10 protein-coding genes and 1 pseudogene are annotated in these 13,520 nt (G+C 70.2%); 4 read left to right on the top strand and 7 right to left on the bottom strand.

Going from position 1 to position 13,520, the window contains the following annotated elements; all coding sequences use genetic code 11:
- Positions 1-49: 49 nt before the first annotated feature.
- A complete protein-coding gene (locus ACFWRV_RS25620; protein ID WP_384338087.1) occupies positions 50-1,324 on the bottom strand; it encodes a glycoside hydrolase family 10 protein in 1,275 nt (424 codons plus the stop codon).
- A 235-nt stretch (positions 1,325-1,559) separates the two neighbouring features.
- On the opposite strand from ACFWRV_RS25620, the gene ACFWRV_RS25615 reads away from it, so the two are divergent.
- Complete coding sequence (locus ACFWRV_RS25615) at positions 1,560-2,417, top strand: 3-hydroxybutyryl-CoA dehydrogenase (RefSeq protein WP_069755867.1); 858 nt, start codon at positions 1,560-1,562, stop codon at positions 2,415-2,417.
- A 358-nt stretch (positions 2,418-2,775) separates the two neighbouring features.
- Here the strand turns inward: ACFWRV_RS25615 and ACFWRV_RS25610 are convergent, their stop codons facing one another.
- Genes ACFWRV_RS25610 through ACFWRV_RS25595 form a run of 4 tightly spaced genes read right to left on the bottom strand, consistent with a single transcriptional unit; the run spans position 2,776 to position 9,038 of the window.
- Positions 2,776-3,258, bottom strand: coding sequence for a hypothetical protein (locus ACFWRV_RS25610; protein WP_384338086.1), 483 nt, complete (start codon positions 3,256-3,258; stop codon positions 2,776-2,778).
- A complete protein-coding gene (locus tag ACFWRV_RS25605) occupies positions 3,246-8,042 on the bottom strand; it encodes a putative T7SS-secreted protein (protein ID WP_384338085.1) in 4,797 nt (1,598 codons plus the stop codon). Before ACFWRV_RS25605 ends, ACFWRV_RS25610 begins: the two co-directional genes overlap by 13 nt.
- A gap of 2 nt (positions 8,043-8,044) precedes the next feature.
- Positions 8,045-8,710 carry a hypothetical protein gene (locus ACFWRV_RS25600; protein ID WP_384338084.1) on the bottom strand — a complete coding sequence of 222 codons (666 nt, stop codon included), beginning with the start codon at positions 8,708-8,710 and terminating at the stop codon, positions 8,045-8,047.
- Positions 8,700-9,038 (bottom strand): SseB family protein, encoded by a 339-nt coding sequence (locus ACFWRV_RS25595; protein WP_384338134.1) that lies wholly within the window; start codon positions 9,036-9,038, stop codon positions 8,700-8,702. The genes ACFWRV_RS25600 and ACFWRV_RS25595 overlap by 11 nt, the downstream gene beginning before the upstream one ends.
- A 296-nt stretch (positions 9,039-9,334) precedes the next feature.
- Here ACFWRV_RS25595 and ACFWRV_RS25590 point away from each other — a divergent pair, with 296 nt between their 5' ends.
- From ACFWRV_RS25590 to ACFWRV_RS25580, 3 genes and pseudogenes are all read left to right on the top strand, one after another.
- On the top strand, positions 9,335-9,478 hold the full coding sequence (locus tag ACFWRV_RS25590) for a hypothetical protein (protein ID WP_384338083.1): 144 nt from the start codon (positions 9,335-9,337) through the stop codon (positions 9,476-9,478).
- 128 nt (positions 9,479-9,606) lie between these two features.
- Positions 9,607-9,700 (top strand): annotated as a pseudogene (locus tag ACFWRV_RS25585) (3-hydroxybutyryl-CoA dehydrogenase); the annotation flags it as partial.
- Between the two features lie 134 nt (positions 9,701-9,834).
- Positions 9,835-11,013: a cytochrome P450 gene (locus ACFWRV_RS25580; RefSeq protein ID WP_384338133.1), complete on the top strand. Its 1,179-nt coding sequence runs from the start codon at positions 9,835-9,837 to the stop codon at positions 11,011-11,013.
- 130 nt (positions 11,014-11,143) lie between these two features.
- Here the strand turns inward: ACFWRV_RS25580 and ACFWRV_RS25575 are convergent, their stop codons facing one another.
- Together ACFWRV_RS25575 and ACFWRV_RS25570 are read right to left on the bottom strand one after the other, a co-directional pair.
- Positions 11,144-11,674, bottom strand: a complete 531-nt coding sequence (locus ACFWRV_RS25575; protein ID WP_384338082.1) for an NUDIX hydrolase — start codon at positions 11,672-11,674, stop codon at positions 11,144-11,146.
- Between the two features lie 86 nt (positions 11,675-11,760).
- Positions 11,761-13,110 (bottom strand): transcriptional regulator, encoded by a 1,350-nt coding sequence (locus ACFWRV_RS25570; RefSeq protein WP_384338081.1) that lies wholly within the window; start codon positions 13,108-13,110, stop codon positions 11,761-11,763.
- Positions 13,111-13,520: the final 410 nt, after the last annotated feature.

Genomic DNA, 13,520 nt, shown 5'->3' with positions numbered 1-13,520 from the left:
GCTGCTCCCCGAGGGCTCACCCGGGACGCTCCCCGGGCCGGGCCCCGGCTCACCCCGAGGGCCGGCCCCGACGGGACGAACGGGCGCGGCCCCGGTCCGGATAGAGCCGGACCCGGTCCGTGTAGTGGTCGGCCACCACGCGTCGCATCGCACCGATACGGTCCGCCAGCACGCTCTTCCCGGAGAAGAAGACGTGGCCGCCCGCCTCCTCGTGGTCCCGGGCGAGGGTGAGGTGGCGGGAGAGTTCCGCCGGGTCCTGCCAGGCGTCGGCCTGAGCCGGGTCGCCCGCCTTGTACAGTGCCTCGCCCACGTACAGCTCGACGCCCGTGCCACGGACGGTCGCGCTCCACCAGGCGAGAACCTTGGCGTAGTCGGCGGCGGTCTGGCCGATGTGCCAGTAGATCTGCGGGCAGATGTAGTCGATCCACCCCTCCCTGACCCACTTGCGGGTGTCGGCGTGCAGGTCGTCGTAGGTCTGCACGCCCGCCCGGGTGTCCGACCCCAGCGGGTCGGTCTCCTTGTTGCGCCAGACCGCGAAGGGGCTGATGCCGAAGCGGACGTGCGGCTTGATCGCACGGATCCGCTCCCCCGTCTCGCGCACGAGCCGGTCGATGTTGTCGCGCCGCCAGGCCGCCCGGTCGGCGAAGCCGCCGCCGTAGCGCTCGAACTCCGCGTCGTCGTCGAAGGTCTGCCCGGCCACCGGATACGGGTAGAAGTAGTCGTCCCAGTGCACCGCGTCGATGTCGTAGCGCCGCACGGCGTCCAGCATCGCGTCCTGGACGAAGCGGCGGACCTCCGGCAGCCCGGGGTTGTAGTAGAGCTTCCCGCCGTACGGCACGACCCAGTCCGGGTGCTTCCGGGCCGGGTGGGAGGCGACCAGGCGGGACGGGTCCGTATGGTTCGCCACGCGGTAGGGGTTGAACCAGGCGTGCAGCTCCAGGCTCCGGTCGTGCGCCGCGCGCACCGCCGTGCCGAGCGGGTCCCATCCCGGGTCCTCGCCCTGGGTTCCGGTGAGGCATTCGGCCCACGGCTCGTGCGGCGAGGGCCACAGGGCGTCGGCGGTCGGGCGGACCTGGAACACCACCGTGTTGAGCCGCAGCTCGACCGCCCGGTCCAGGTAGGCGAACAGCTCGGCCTCCTGCTTCGCCGCCGTGAGCCCCGGCTTGGACGGCCAGTCGATGTTGGCGACCGTGGCGATCCACATGCCGCGCACCTGCCCCGCCACCGCCTCCGGAAGCCCGCCGCCCCTCCGCCGCCCCGACGGGGAGGCGACCGCGTCGCCGGCCGTCGTCATCGCCGCCAGCAGTCCGGCCGCACTGAGCACGAACGCCCTTCTCGCCACACCCGTTCGACGCATCCTGACCCGCCTCTCTCCAGCATGTCCCGCACCCCGACTCCGATGGCTCTACGTAACCGCATCATGCCCACCCGTAGCCGCCATGACCCGCGGGACGTTTGGGTCGGCATGCGGAGTAACGTCGTGGGGTCGAGGCGGGCACCGGAATCACACGGGACCCTGCGATACGGAGAACAGCGAAAGGCACGAGGTGACGGACCTTATGGCCGACATTGCACGCGTCGGAGTGGTGGGCTGTGGCCAGATGGGCGCAGGTATCGCGGAGGTGTGCGCGCGCAGCGGCCTCGAAGTGAAGGTCGCCGAGACCACCGGCGAAGCGCTGGAGATCGGCCGCACCCGTCTGCACAACTCCCTCTCGAAGGCCGCCGAGCGGGGCAAGATCAGCGCGGAGGAGCGGGACGAGACCCTCGGCCGGCTGAGCTTCACCACCGATCTCGGGGAGTTCGCCGACCGCGATCTCGTCATCGAGGCCGTCGTGGAGAACGAGCAGGTCAAGACCGAGATCTTCCAGGTGCTCGACCAGGTCGTGACCCGGCAGGACGCGATCCTGGCCTCCAACACCTCCTCGATCCCGCTGGTGAAGCTGGCCGTCGCCACCTCGCGCCCGGACCGGGTCATCGGCATCCACTTCTTCAACCCGGCGCCGGTGCAGAAGCTCGTCGAGCTGATCCCGGCACTGACCACCTCGGACGAGACGATCGCGCGCGCCGAGGCCGTCGTGCAGGACGTCCTCGGCAAGCACCCGATCCGGGCCCAGGACCGGTCCGGTTTCGTCGTGAACGCGCTGCTGATCCCGTACCTGCTCTCCGCGATCCGGATGTTCGAGTCGGGCATCGCCAGCCGCGAGGACATCGACAACGGCATGGAGATGGGCTGCGCCCACCCGATGGGTCCGCTCAAGCTGGCTGACCTGATCGGCCTCGACACCGTGGCCTCGGTCGCTGACTCGATGTACGCCGAGTACAAGGAGCCGCTGTACGCCGCTCCCCCGCTGCTCCAGCGGATGGTCGACGCGGGGCGCCTCGGCCGCAAGACGGGGTCGGGGTTCTACGCCTACTGACCGTCCCCCGGGCGATCCCGTCGCTCACGTCGGCGGGCCCGCCCGGGGCCTTTCAGCGCTGTCGCAGCCTTCCGCGCTTGTACTGCGAAAACTCCCTCGGATGTCCCTCCGACAGAGCTGAAAGTCCCTGAAAAGTCCCTGCGACTCGGACCTGGGACCTACGCATTGCGAGTACACGAGCGGTCCTGACACACCGTGCCCGGGAGTGCCGCCAGATGTTGTTTCGCCTGTTCAGAAGGCACCAGTTGGGTGCGCTCATGTTGTCCCGCGTCAGCAGGTCCAGAGGGGTCCACGCCCCCCTTCGCCCTCACTGACTGGCATCGGATGGAGACGCGGGCGCCCTGGCGTACGGGCTGAGTCAGGCAGCGCCGGGCTCCTCCAGCACCACCATGACCATCACCGGAAGATCGGTGTCATGCTGGATCACACCGGCGGTCAGAGTCCGGCCGTCGAGGGTCCACTTCTTCAGCTTGATGTACTCGTCCCTGTCCGCCTCCGTCACCTCGGCCTCGATGAGGTGGCCGGCAAGCGGGGACTCCTCGATCTCGGGGAGGAAGTCGGCCAACACCTGCCCGCCCTCCTCGTAGACGGCATCCAGGTCGTCGAAGTAGCCCGACTCGTCGACGTCGCGGATCCAGACGGCGAACGAGACGCGGACCGCACCAGTGCGGAACGTCTGGATCCAGCCCCGGACGCCGCCCTTGCGCCACGACGTCTCCACGCCGTCGCGTGGCTTACCTCTGGGCGTCCACTCCTGGGCCCCGAAGCACGCCGCCGCGCTCCCGGCGGCCACCGGGGTGATGTCCTTCAGCTCTTCCAGCATTGCGATTACTTCAGCCATGAACTCATTCCACTCATACCGTTGCCAGGCACGTGATACACCTTCAGCTGCCCGCTGGCGTAGGCCTCGGGGAAGGCCTTGGACAGCACTTCGTTCACATGCGCGGCACCCCATTCATTGGACACCATATAGCGGACTCCCTTGCCTCCTAGATCCTCGTTAAGGGCGAGCAGTTTGTCGGCCTGCGTTGTGAGCCGGCTCTCGTTGTAGAAATCGAAATCGGGGTTGTACGGGGAGCTATCCCATTCACCGACGTTGTCACCGCCGGTCCACTTCGCCTCCGTGATCCAGCCGTCCTGCGGACCGCCGTCGACGTGGACCTCACGGCCGTCCGGCAATATCCACTGCTGCTCGTAGCTCTGGTCGGTGACAAGGCGCTGGTACCGGAACGACGGGCGTGTGAGCTGGTTGTCCGTCAACCAGCCCAGACCTTTGAACCGCGAGTACGGCGACAGCCCGAGGGGGTCGCAGACGGTGAACGGATTGTGCACATAAGCGACCGGATTCGGCGCGGGGCCGAGGCCGAGCGGGTCCGGGGAGGTGTAGCGACCGGTCTCCGGGTCGTAGTGGCGGAAGAGGTTGTAGTGGAGACCGGTCTCCGGGTCGTAGTACTGGCCGGGGAAACGCAGCGGGGTGTAGGCCGTACTGGAGCGGGCCCAAGCAGTGGTGCCCCAGAGGGTGCTCCTGGCACGCCACGCTATCTCGCCGGACTCGTCGACCAGTTCGGTAGGCGTTCCCACGAGGTCGGTGGCTATGGCGAAGAACCGGCGGTCGATCTCCTCCTGCCGAGTGTCCGGGGTGAGGAGGCGTTCCGTCTGGGACAGCGGGACCAGGCCGCGGTGGTCCCAGGTGAGGGCGACCATGTGTGGCTGGCCCCGTGTGTGGACGGTCTGTTCGCACAGGGTCGTGCCGTCCCAGGAGAAGCGGACCTCCTCTGCGACGCTCTCGCCGTCGTCAGCGAGGCGCTGTTTTGCCGTGCGGCGGCCCAAGGGGTCGTAGAGGTAGCGCCAGCGGGTGCCGTCGGGTGTGACCACGGCGGCGAGACGATCCTCCGCGTCCCATTCATAGCGCCAGGTGTCGGGCTTGCGTGACAGACGGGTTCTTTGGCGCAAGGTCACGCGGCCGAGGGCGTCGTGTTCGAAGCGGACCTTGCCGGCCCTGGTGACGGAGGTTCCGGTGTAGGAGCGGGGGCCGGTGGCGTCGTGGCCGGGGTGTGAATCGGGCCAGGAGGCCGCCGCCTGGTTGCCGGCGGCGTCGTAGGCGTAACGCTCGGTCCACCCCTCGGCGTGGACCCCGGTGACCCGTCCGGACGCGTCCAGGTCGAAGGTGCGGGAGCCTGACAGATCGTCGGTCACGGAGGTGAGGTAGCCGTCGGCGCGGTGGGCATAGTGTCGGCGGTTGAGGGAACGGCCCCCGACCGTCAGGTGCTGGGCGCTGATCCTTCCGGCCTCGTCCCAGGCGGAGGCCAGAGTGAGGGATCCGCCGAAGACGCGCTCGAGTTCCCGGCCGGCCGCGTCGTGGGTGAAGGCTATCTCGCGTCCGCCGCTGGATATTCGGGCGGCACGGCCGGCGGCGTCGTAGCCGTACTCGGTGATCGCGCCGGTGGGGGTGATGCGGCGGGCCCGGCGGCCCAGGGTGTCGTAGGCGTAGTTCATGGCGCGGCCGTCGACGAGTTCGGTCTTGGTCCGGCCACGTCGGTCGTACGCGTAGACGATCTCGCTGTCCGGTCCGGCCGCGTGCAGCAGGCGTCCGGCCCGGTCGTACGCGTAGGTGGTCACCTTGCCCGCCACGTCCTTGCGGACCGCTTGGCCGAGCTGGTCGTAGATGTAGGACACGGTCCGGCCGAGGCTGTCGGACCGGGCGGTGAGCTGCCCGGCGGCGTCGTACCGGTAGGTGAGAGTGCGGCCGTCGAAGTCGGTCTCGGAAGCGAGCCGGCCGGCGGCGTCGTACGTATAGGACCAGGTGCCGTGTGGGCCGGTGACCCGGATCAACCGCAGATCCGCGTCGTGCTCGAACGTGTGGCGGCTGCCGTCGTGTCCGGTGCGGGTGGTGAGCAGGTCGAAGTGCGTGTACTCGAAGCGGGATATGCCGCCGGCCAGGCCGGTGTGGCTGAGGGGGTTGCCCTCGCCGTCGTACGTCCACGACTCGGCGGCACCGTCCGGGGCGACACGGCGGGCGAGATTGCCGTCCTCGTCCAGGACGACCCGGGTCACGCTGCCCATTGGGTCGACGGTGCGTACGATCCGGCCCAGAGCATCGCGCTCCAGGCGGGTGGTGCCGCCGGCCGGGTCGGTCACTGCCACCGGCAGCCCCGCAGCGTCGCAGCGCACGGTGGTGGTGGCGCCGAGGGCGTCGGTGACGGTGGTCAGCCTGCCCCGGCCGTCGTAGGCGTACCGGGTGGTGGCGCCGGCCGGGTCGGTGACTGCGGTGCGGCTGCCGTGCTCGTCGAATTCCTGGAGCCAGCGGGCGCCGTCCGGCCCGCGGAATTCCGTGGACGCACCCGACGGGTCGCGCGCGGTGCGTAGTTCGCTCCCGTCGGGGCGGGTGACGGCGAGCAGGCGGCCGTCCTTGTCGTGGGTGAAGGCGGTGGTGCGGCCCAGCGGATCGGTGCGGGTCAGGGTGTTGCCGCGGTTGTCGTAGGTGAAGCGGGTGGTGTGGCCGAGCGGATCGGTGGTGGCCACCACCCGGCAGTGGCGATCGATCCGGTGTCGGGTCGTGTGTCCGCCGGCCGTGGTGAGGGTGGTGGTGCGAAGTCCGGTGTCCGGGTCGGGTTCGGTGTAGGTGAGGGTGATCTGGATGTGGCCGGCCTGACCGCCCTCGTCGATGACGCGGTCTCGGTCGTCGTATGTGTAGTCGTAGCGGCTGTTGTTGGAGTCGATCCAGGCGGTGACGCGGCGGCGGTCGTCGTGGACGAAGGTGGTGGTGGCGCCGGACGGTTTGACTACGGTGGTGAGGTTTCCGTCCTCGTAGCCGTAGCGCATCAGAGGCAGGTCCGCCCCGTTCTCTCCCGCTCCCGCCAGGGCCAGGGCCGTGACCCGACCGTCGCTCACCGCGACAGAAACACGGCGGCCGGCGGAGCAGATCAGGGCAAGCGGGGTGCCGGTTTTGGTACGTTCCACGGCCCACCAGTTGCCGTGGCGGTCCTCGACCCGGTCCAGCCAGGCGTCGCCGTCGCCGCCCGGTTCGCTGTCGGCCGGGTCGGTGAAGTGACAGACCAAGCCCGTGCCGGGATCGGTGACGGTGTAATCGCCGGTCACGTCACGGGCCAGCAGTGTGCGGGCGGTCCCGGACTCCGGTTCGGTCGGGGTGCCTGGGGCGGGGTGCGGATAGGCAATCAGGAGGCCGTCGGCGGTGACGTGGACGACGCCGGCAGCGTCGATCTCCAGGCGCTCGTCGACGGTGGAGGTCCAAGAGGGGCCGAGGAACCGGCCTGCCAGCAGACCGGACTCGGTGCGGCGGGTGAAGACCAGCGGCAGGGTTCCCGGCAGCACCAGGTCGGTCTGGGGCAGGAACATCCGTCCCGATGCGAGGTCGACCGGATCGGTATTGGCGACGACGCGGCGCCCGTCGGGACGGTTGTGGGTGCCGTTGGGGGCGTTGTCGAGCAGCCGACGGGCCCGTGCGGCCTTCGCCATATCCGCGGCGAGGCGGACACCCTTGGCGACGGCGCCGCCTCCGCCGGTGGCCGCGGTCAGTGCCGCGTCGGGCAGCAGCCGGCCGAACCCTTCCGCGGGGTCCTTCATGAAGTCGCTGATCATCTGCTTGCCGGTGCCGACCGGGTCGTTGGCGGTGACGACCAGACCGGCGGCCAGACTGTTGAGGCTGGTGGCGTACTCAGCGGGGTGAGTGATGTTGTACGGGTCCAGCGGGTTGATCCCCCGGACGAAGTTCAGCAGCCCTGCGGTGCCCTTGATGACGCCGCCGCCGACGTGGTCGTTGATGATCTGCAGTTCCTGCAGACCGCTGGCCACCTGTTGTGCGTACGTGGGCTTCTCAGGGGCCTTGTCCCGGGCGGCGCGGACGGCGCTGCGGACGGTCTCCGCCGCAGTGTTCCGCTGTTCGCGGGCCTGGACGAGGAGTTCCTGCGCGTCCTGCATGATCGATTTGCCGGGGTCGTCGAACGTCGGCGCTGGGCAGGGCGGCAGAGTGCCGGGGTTGCGCTCCTCGGGGGCCTGTGCGTTGTAGCGGTTCACGGCCTTGTTGTAGTCGTCGATCCGCTTGCGGTGTCCGTCGGCCGCGCCCTGGGAGGCTTTGACGCCTTCCTTCCACATGTCGATAGCCGTCTGCGCCTGGTTCTGTGCCCAGGTGACGGTGTAGGCGAACGCCTCCAGCGCGGCAGCCGCCTTCTCGAAGGCATCGGCACCGGTGAACCACTTCGGCGGCTGGGTACTCACCGCCGTGCGCAGCGCATTGGCCGTCTCACCCTTCAGCCGCGAGGAGTCGAGGCCCTTCAACCCGCCCCCGGCGTCGTCGAACGCCTTCTGAAAGGAGCGAAGCTGTTCCGCCGTGGCATGGAGCTTGCTGGGGCTTCCGTACACCAGCTTGGCCTTGTCCTCGGTTTGCCCGAGGTCCATTTCGTCGACATCGGCGCCCATCCGGTTCGCAACCGAGCGCGACTTCTCCCGCACCCAGTCCGAACCGGATTCCCAGCCCACGTCGTCCAGCCGGTCCGCCGTCCAGTTCCCGGCGCCCTCGACCCGGTTGCCGGCCCACTCCACACCGTCCTCAACCACGTCCTCGACCGAGTCGGGCGTGATGTCTCTGATGAAATCCTCGACGCCCATCCTCAGTCGTCCCCGCCTGCGTTCGCGTCGCCCTGTTGGGGTGCCTGCTGGGCGCGTTCCTCGGGCGACGGCCCAAACGTGTCGTCCAGTGCCCGGTCCCACTGACCGTCGCTGAGGCCGAGCTCGGTCTTGAGCCTCTCCGCCTCCCGACCGCCCTGTCCCTCGGTGAGAACGGTGCGGCCGGTGTCCTTCCAGGTCTGCTCCACGTCCTGGCCGGCCTTCTCGAACGACTCGGCACTCCAGTCCGGGTCCAGGTAGTCGGGAGTGACGATGTCGCCCCAGCCCTGATGGGAAATGTCCTCCTCGCTGGCGTGTGGGTTGCCGCCCATCGCTGCACTGACGCCGACCTTGAAGGAGCCCTCAACGTACTGGTCATGCTCCCACTGCGTGCCCGCCGCCAGCCCGAGACGGTCCGCGAGCGCGCTCGCGTCGCTCACCAGGCCGCGCACTCCCCACTCCCACCGTTCGCAGAAATCCTCGAAATCGACGGACAGCCCTCGATGCCCTGCCTCCATGCCCGTCATGGCCAGACCCGAGAACCCCTTGCCCATCACCGACCCGGTGGCGCCGCCGAGTTCGCCGAGTTGGTCAATGGTCGCGCCCACACCCCGCGTGAACTTCGCCACCGACGTCTGATCGAAGGCGAGGTCCGATCCGTCACCGCTCACGGCCGCCTCCCCCCTGCGCCGCTCCGGAGTCGACCGCGACGCCGTCCGGGACGACGCCGGTGACCGGCGGGAAGAACATCGCCCCGTCCTCATCGGCGATGTCCACCGCGAGCCCGGTGGGTTCGCTCAAAGTCGGAACGATCTCATCCACGATTCGCGCCCCGAGCAGCGCGACGTAGTCCATCAGACGATCACCCGGGCCGTGGTGAACAGCGAAGCGAGCCAGCGCCGTCTCGTCCGTGAACGCGCAGATCCACCGAACACCGCCCGATCGGGCACTCCACAGGCCGGGCTCCGCCGACGGAACCAGAAGAACCGTGCGCCGCATCTCACCCACCAACGCCCGCGGATCACCAACCCCCGCCCGTTGATCGGATATTCGTTGGGCGAGCATCGTCCTCGGCTGTCCCACGGGTTCCCCCTCGTCCTGGTCGGCTGATGGCACCGTAGAGCATCACAAGTATGTGGGTGGGCCGGTTCTCGCAGGTCCAAGCGCTCCCGTCCCTCCGTCTCATGGACATGGTCACCTCCTGTATGTCCCGCCGAGACCACCGAGTGGGAGCGTCACCCGCCTCCGGCGACAGCATGTCCCGTCGTCCCCGTGAGTACGAAAGGAGCCGGGCCGTGGTCCACCGGCGAAGCAGGGCGGAGGAGGCGATCCTCCACGCGGCCGTCCACGGCTGGCACGAAGGCCATGTCCAAGGTGAGGACGAACGTTCCGGGCGCGACTTCCGGGGCAGGCTGCCCAAGAACACCGAACTCGGCTGAGCCGTCCCTTGGTCGCCTACTCCAGACAGACGCCGTCGAACCGAGCGGATCAGGCGGTCCTCGACGCTTGGGTAGGTAGTCTTTCCCCGACCACAGACCACGGCGCCCAGCGCCGACCAGTTGTGCGCGAGTACAAGGAGCCGCTGTACGCCGCTCCGGCGCACGGTCGACGCGGCACGCCTCGGCCGCAAGACCGGCTCGGGCTTCTACCCGTACGCCTGACCAACCGACCAACCGCCCGCGGGCCCGGCGCTCACGCCGCCGGGCGCGCCGGGGCGGGTTGTTCGGCAAGGGCGTGCCGCACCGCCCACAGGCGTCCAGTCACCGGTACACCTCGCCGCTTGGAGCCCGACACCATGAACGACGCCGCCGGGGCCAGCCGGTCCGCCCGCGACCCCTATCCCGCATACGCGGCCATGCGCTCCGAGTGCCCCGTGCGGGCCGTGGCATCCGGGGCCGGCGGGCGCCGCAGCTACCTGGTCACCGGATACGCGGAAGCCCGGCAGGCTCTCGGCGACGAGCGACTTTCCAAGGACACCTCCGCCTTCTTCGCCGGCAAGGACTCGAAGCGCCGGCTGCATCCCGCCGTTGCGCACACCATGCTGGCGAGCGACCCGCCTCGTCACACCAGGCTCCGGAAGCTGGTCACCGGTGCGTTCACGAGCGGCGCTGTCGCCGGGATCCGCCCCTTCATCACCCGACTGACCGATGAACTGCTGGACCGGTGGCCCGCCCGCGGGCCGGTCGACCTCGTCGCCGACCTCGCCGTCCCTCTTCCGGTCATGGTGATCTGCGAACTACTCGGCGTGCCGGGGACCGACCGGCCGAAGGTCCGGCACTGGTCCGCCGAACTGTTCGCCGCCGGACGGCCCGACCGTACCGACGCCGCCTCGCACGCCGTCGCCGCGTACATGACCGGCCTCATCGCGTCGAAGCGCCTCCGGCCGGGCGATTCGCTCCTGGACCGCCTCATTGCCGCGCGCGACGGCGAGGACCGCCTCGACGAGGAGGAGCTGGTGTCCCTGGCCGTGCTGCTGCTCGTCGCCGGCCACGAGACGACCACCCACTTACTCGGCAACGCCGCGCTGGCCCTGCTGCGGCACCCCGCCGCGATGGAACGCCTGCGCAGCAACCCGGACGCCCTCCCGCACGCACTGGACGAGCTGCTCCGCTTCGACGCCCCCGTCAGCACCTCCACCTTCAGGTTCACCACGGAAGCCATCACTCTGGGCGGAACCGAGATCCCCGCGGGCGTCCCCGTACTCGTCGCCCTCGGAGCCGCCAACCGTGACCCTGAACGCTTCCCGGCACCGGACCAGCTCGACCTGGACCGGGACGCGACGGGTCATCTCAGCTTCGGCCACGGCATCCACCGGTGCGTCGGCGCACCACTCGCCAAAGCCGAAGCCCACATCGCCCTACGCGCGATTCTGATCCGCTTCCCGAACATCCGGCTCGCCGTATCGGCGGACCGGTTGGACTGGCGGCGAACCCGGCTCGTTCGCGGACTGGATTCTCTTCCCGTCCTGCTCTGAGGTCCGCCGCCTCGATGAGCTGACGTGTCGGTGGTCCGGCCGAGCCGCCTCCACGCCGCCAGGAGCCGGTCCCGGTCACCCCGGGGCCGGCTCCTGCGCCCACCGGAGAGCGGTTCTTACGGGGTCGGGGTCAGCCCAGTCTCAGGTGGTGCAGCATCAGCAGGGCGGCCGCCATGTTCGCGGCGGGCACCTCGCCCCGGGCGATCATGTCCGGGACCACCTTGAGGGGTATCCACTCCCGGCGTGAGGACTCGAAGGCGTCCCTTGGATGGCCGGTCCAGTGCGCCTCGTCGGACCAGTACAGATGGTGGCGGGCGTCGGTGAGGCCGTTCGACGGTTCCACGGTGAGCAGGGGGCGCAGTTCGCCGGGGCGCCAGCCGGTCTCCTCCTCCATCTCCCGGGCCGCTGCCACCGCGATGTCCTCGCCGTCCTCGACGACGCCCGCGGCCAGCTCCCACCCCCAGCTGTCGGTGATGAACCGGTGCCGCCAGAGCAGCAGCACCTCGTTCGCCTCGTTGACGACGGTGGCGGCCGCGACGGGGCGCAGCCGGATCACGAAGTGGTCGAGGTGGCTGCCGTCGGGGAGCTCGACATCCGCCAGATTCACCCGGAACCACGGGTTCTGATACACATTCTGTTCGCTTAAGTTCGTCCACTGCACGGTTCTGCCGCCTTTCGACATGTTGGGGTCAACATGCCAGCAGGCTCGGCCGCAGTGGTGAACGAACGGCGGGGCGTCGGTGGAGCTCACAGAGGCACGCGGAGCGCCTCGTCGATGAGATCGGTGGTCCCCACCGCGTCGGCGCACCCGCTCGCGGCCAGCTCGCGCCGGACCTGCCGCAGCCGGTCGCGCAGCCGCTGGGACTCCATTCCCCGGGCTCGTGTCGCCATTTCGGCAGCTGTACCGGCCGCGCGATCGGCCTCGCCCTGCAGCAGCTCGATATGACTCAACATCGCGAGACGGTGCACGCGCCCCCGGTCGTGCGCCGGGGCGCGCACCGCGGAGGCCGCGTGCTCCCGGGCGGCGGGCAGATCGCCGAGACCGAGCAGCGCCTCCGCCACCTGGACGTCGACCAGGCCGGGCTGGACGTACCCCGTCTCGTCCGGCTCCCGGCCGGTGTGGATCCGGCCCGCCTGGGCCTCGGCCCGCCCGATGCAGGCCCGGGCGCTCGCCGCGTCGCCGAGCCGGGCGTAAGCCTTGGCCTGCATGGCGTGCAGATCGGCGGCGAGGGCCGGGGTGATGTGGGCTCCGGCGGCCCGCAGCGCGGCCTCGGCGAAGGCGATGGAGCGGCGGAAGTCGCCGAGGAACAGCGACTGGGTGACCAGCAGGGCGATCACATAGCCGCCGAGCCCCCGGTCCCCGCTGGACTTGGCGAGCCGCAGCGCCTGGTGGAAGTAGCGCTGGGCGAGCCCGTGGGCGTCGGAGTCGTAGGCGCAGATGCCCGCCACCGCCACCAGCCCCGCCGTCGCCCGGTGCAGGCTCCGGCCGAGCGCGTCGCTGTAGCCGCCGCGCAGCAGCGGCGCGGCCTCCGCGTTGAGGAAGCGGACGACGCGGGACCTGGTCGCGATGCCGCCGGTCTTGCGATACATCTGCTCGTAGTGGTCGCGGGCCGCCTTGAGCACCGCTATGTCGGAGGCGCTCACCCGGCCGGGCCCGGGACGGGAGACGTCGGTGTCCTCCGGGGGGTTCTCCCACTCCCAGACCGGCATGACCGCCGGGGTCCCCGTGACGGCGGGGACGGTCGCGAGGTGGGGACGCTGCTGTTCGTCGGAGCGCCACAGGGCGGTGGCCCGCTCGACGAATCCGGAGAGGGAAGCGCTGTCCGCGCCGGCGTCCGCCCCCGACGCGGCGAAGGCGCCCATCCCGATGTCGTCGAGGCCGACGGGCCGCCCCAGCCGGCCCGCCAGCACGTCGCAGATCAGGTCGGGCACCTGTCCGCGCGGGCGCTGGCCCTTGAGCCAGCGGGAGACCGCCGTGTGTTCGTACCGCAGGCTCAGCCCGCGGGCCAGGCCCGCCCGGTTGACGTGACCGGCGAGGCCCGCGCGGGACACGCCGGCCTCCTCGATCAGCGATTCGAGCAGGACATTGGGCTCCATCGTCCCCCCAGGTGCGTGTCGCAATGAGCCTAGTGGAGCACGATTCACACGGGGTGTGAACGGAATGCCCGAACCCTCCTGCTGTGCGCTCTGCCGCGCGGCACCCGGGCTCGGTTGAATGAACTCCCTCGCAAGAGGCGGCCGGGTCGTCGGCTCCCCCTCGTAACGGCCTACGACCCGCACCCGCGCCGTCCGCACTGCCGACCTGCCCGACACTCCGAGGCAGCGCGGACGGCGCCCGGACCGCACGGCCCACTGACCGACGACGAAGGAGGGTGGCTGCGGAACGGCGGCCGGAACCGCGTTTCCTCCCGGTTCCCGCTCCGGATCCGGCGTGTGGTCCCTCCGCCGATCGGCGGGACGGAGAAGGGGGGGGGGGGGGGGGGGGCGAGGGCGAGCGGGGGTAGGGG

Origin of the sequence: Streptomyces sp. NPDC058576 (assembly GCF_042718715.1) — a bacterium.
Lineage (GTDB): Bacteria > Actinomycetota > Actinomycetes > Streptomycetales > Streptomycetaceae > Streptomyces.
The sequence above is the reverse complement of the archived record's forward strand: the minus strand, read 5'-3'. Positions and strand labels throughout refer to the sequence as shown.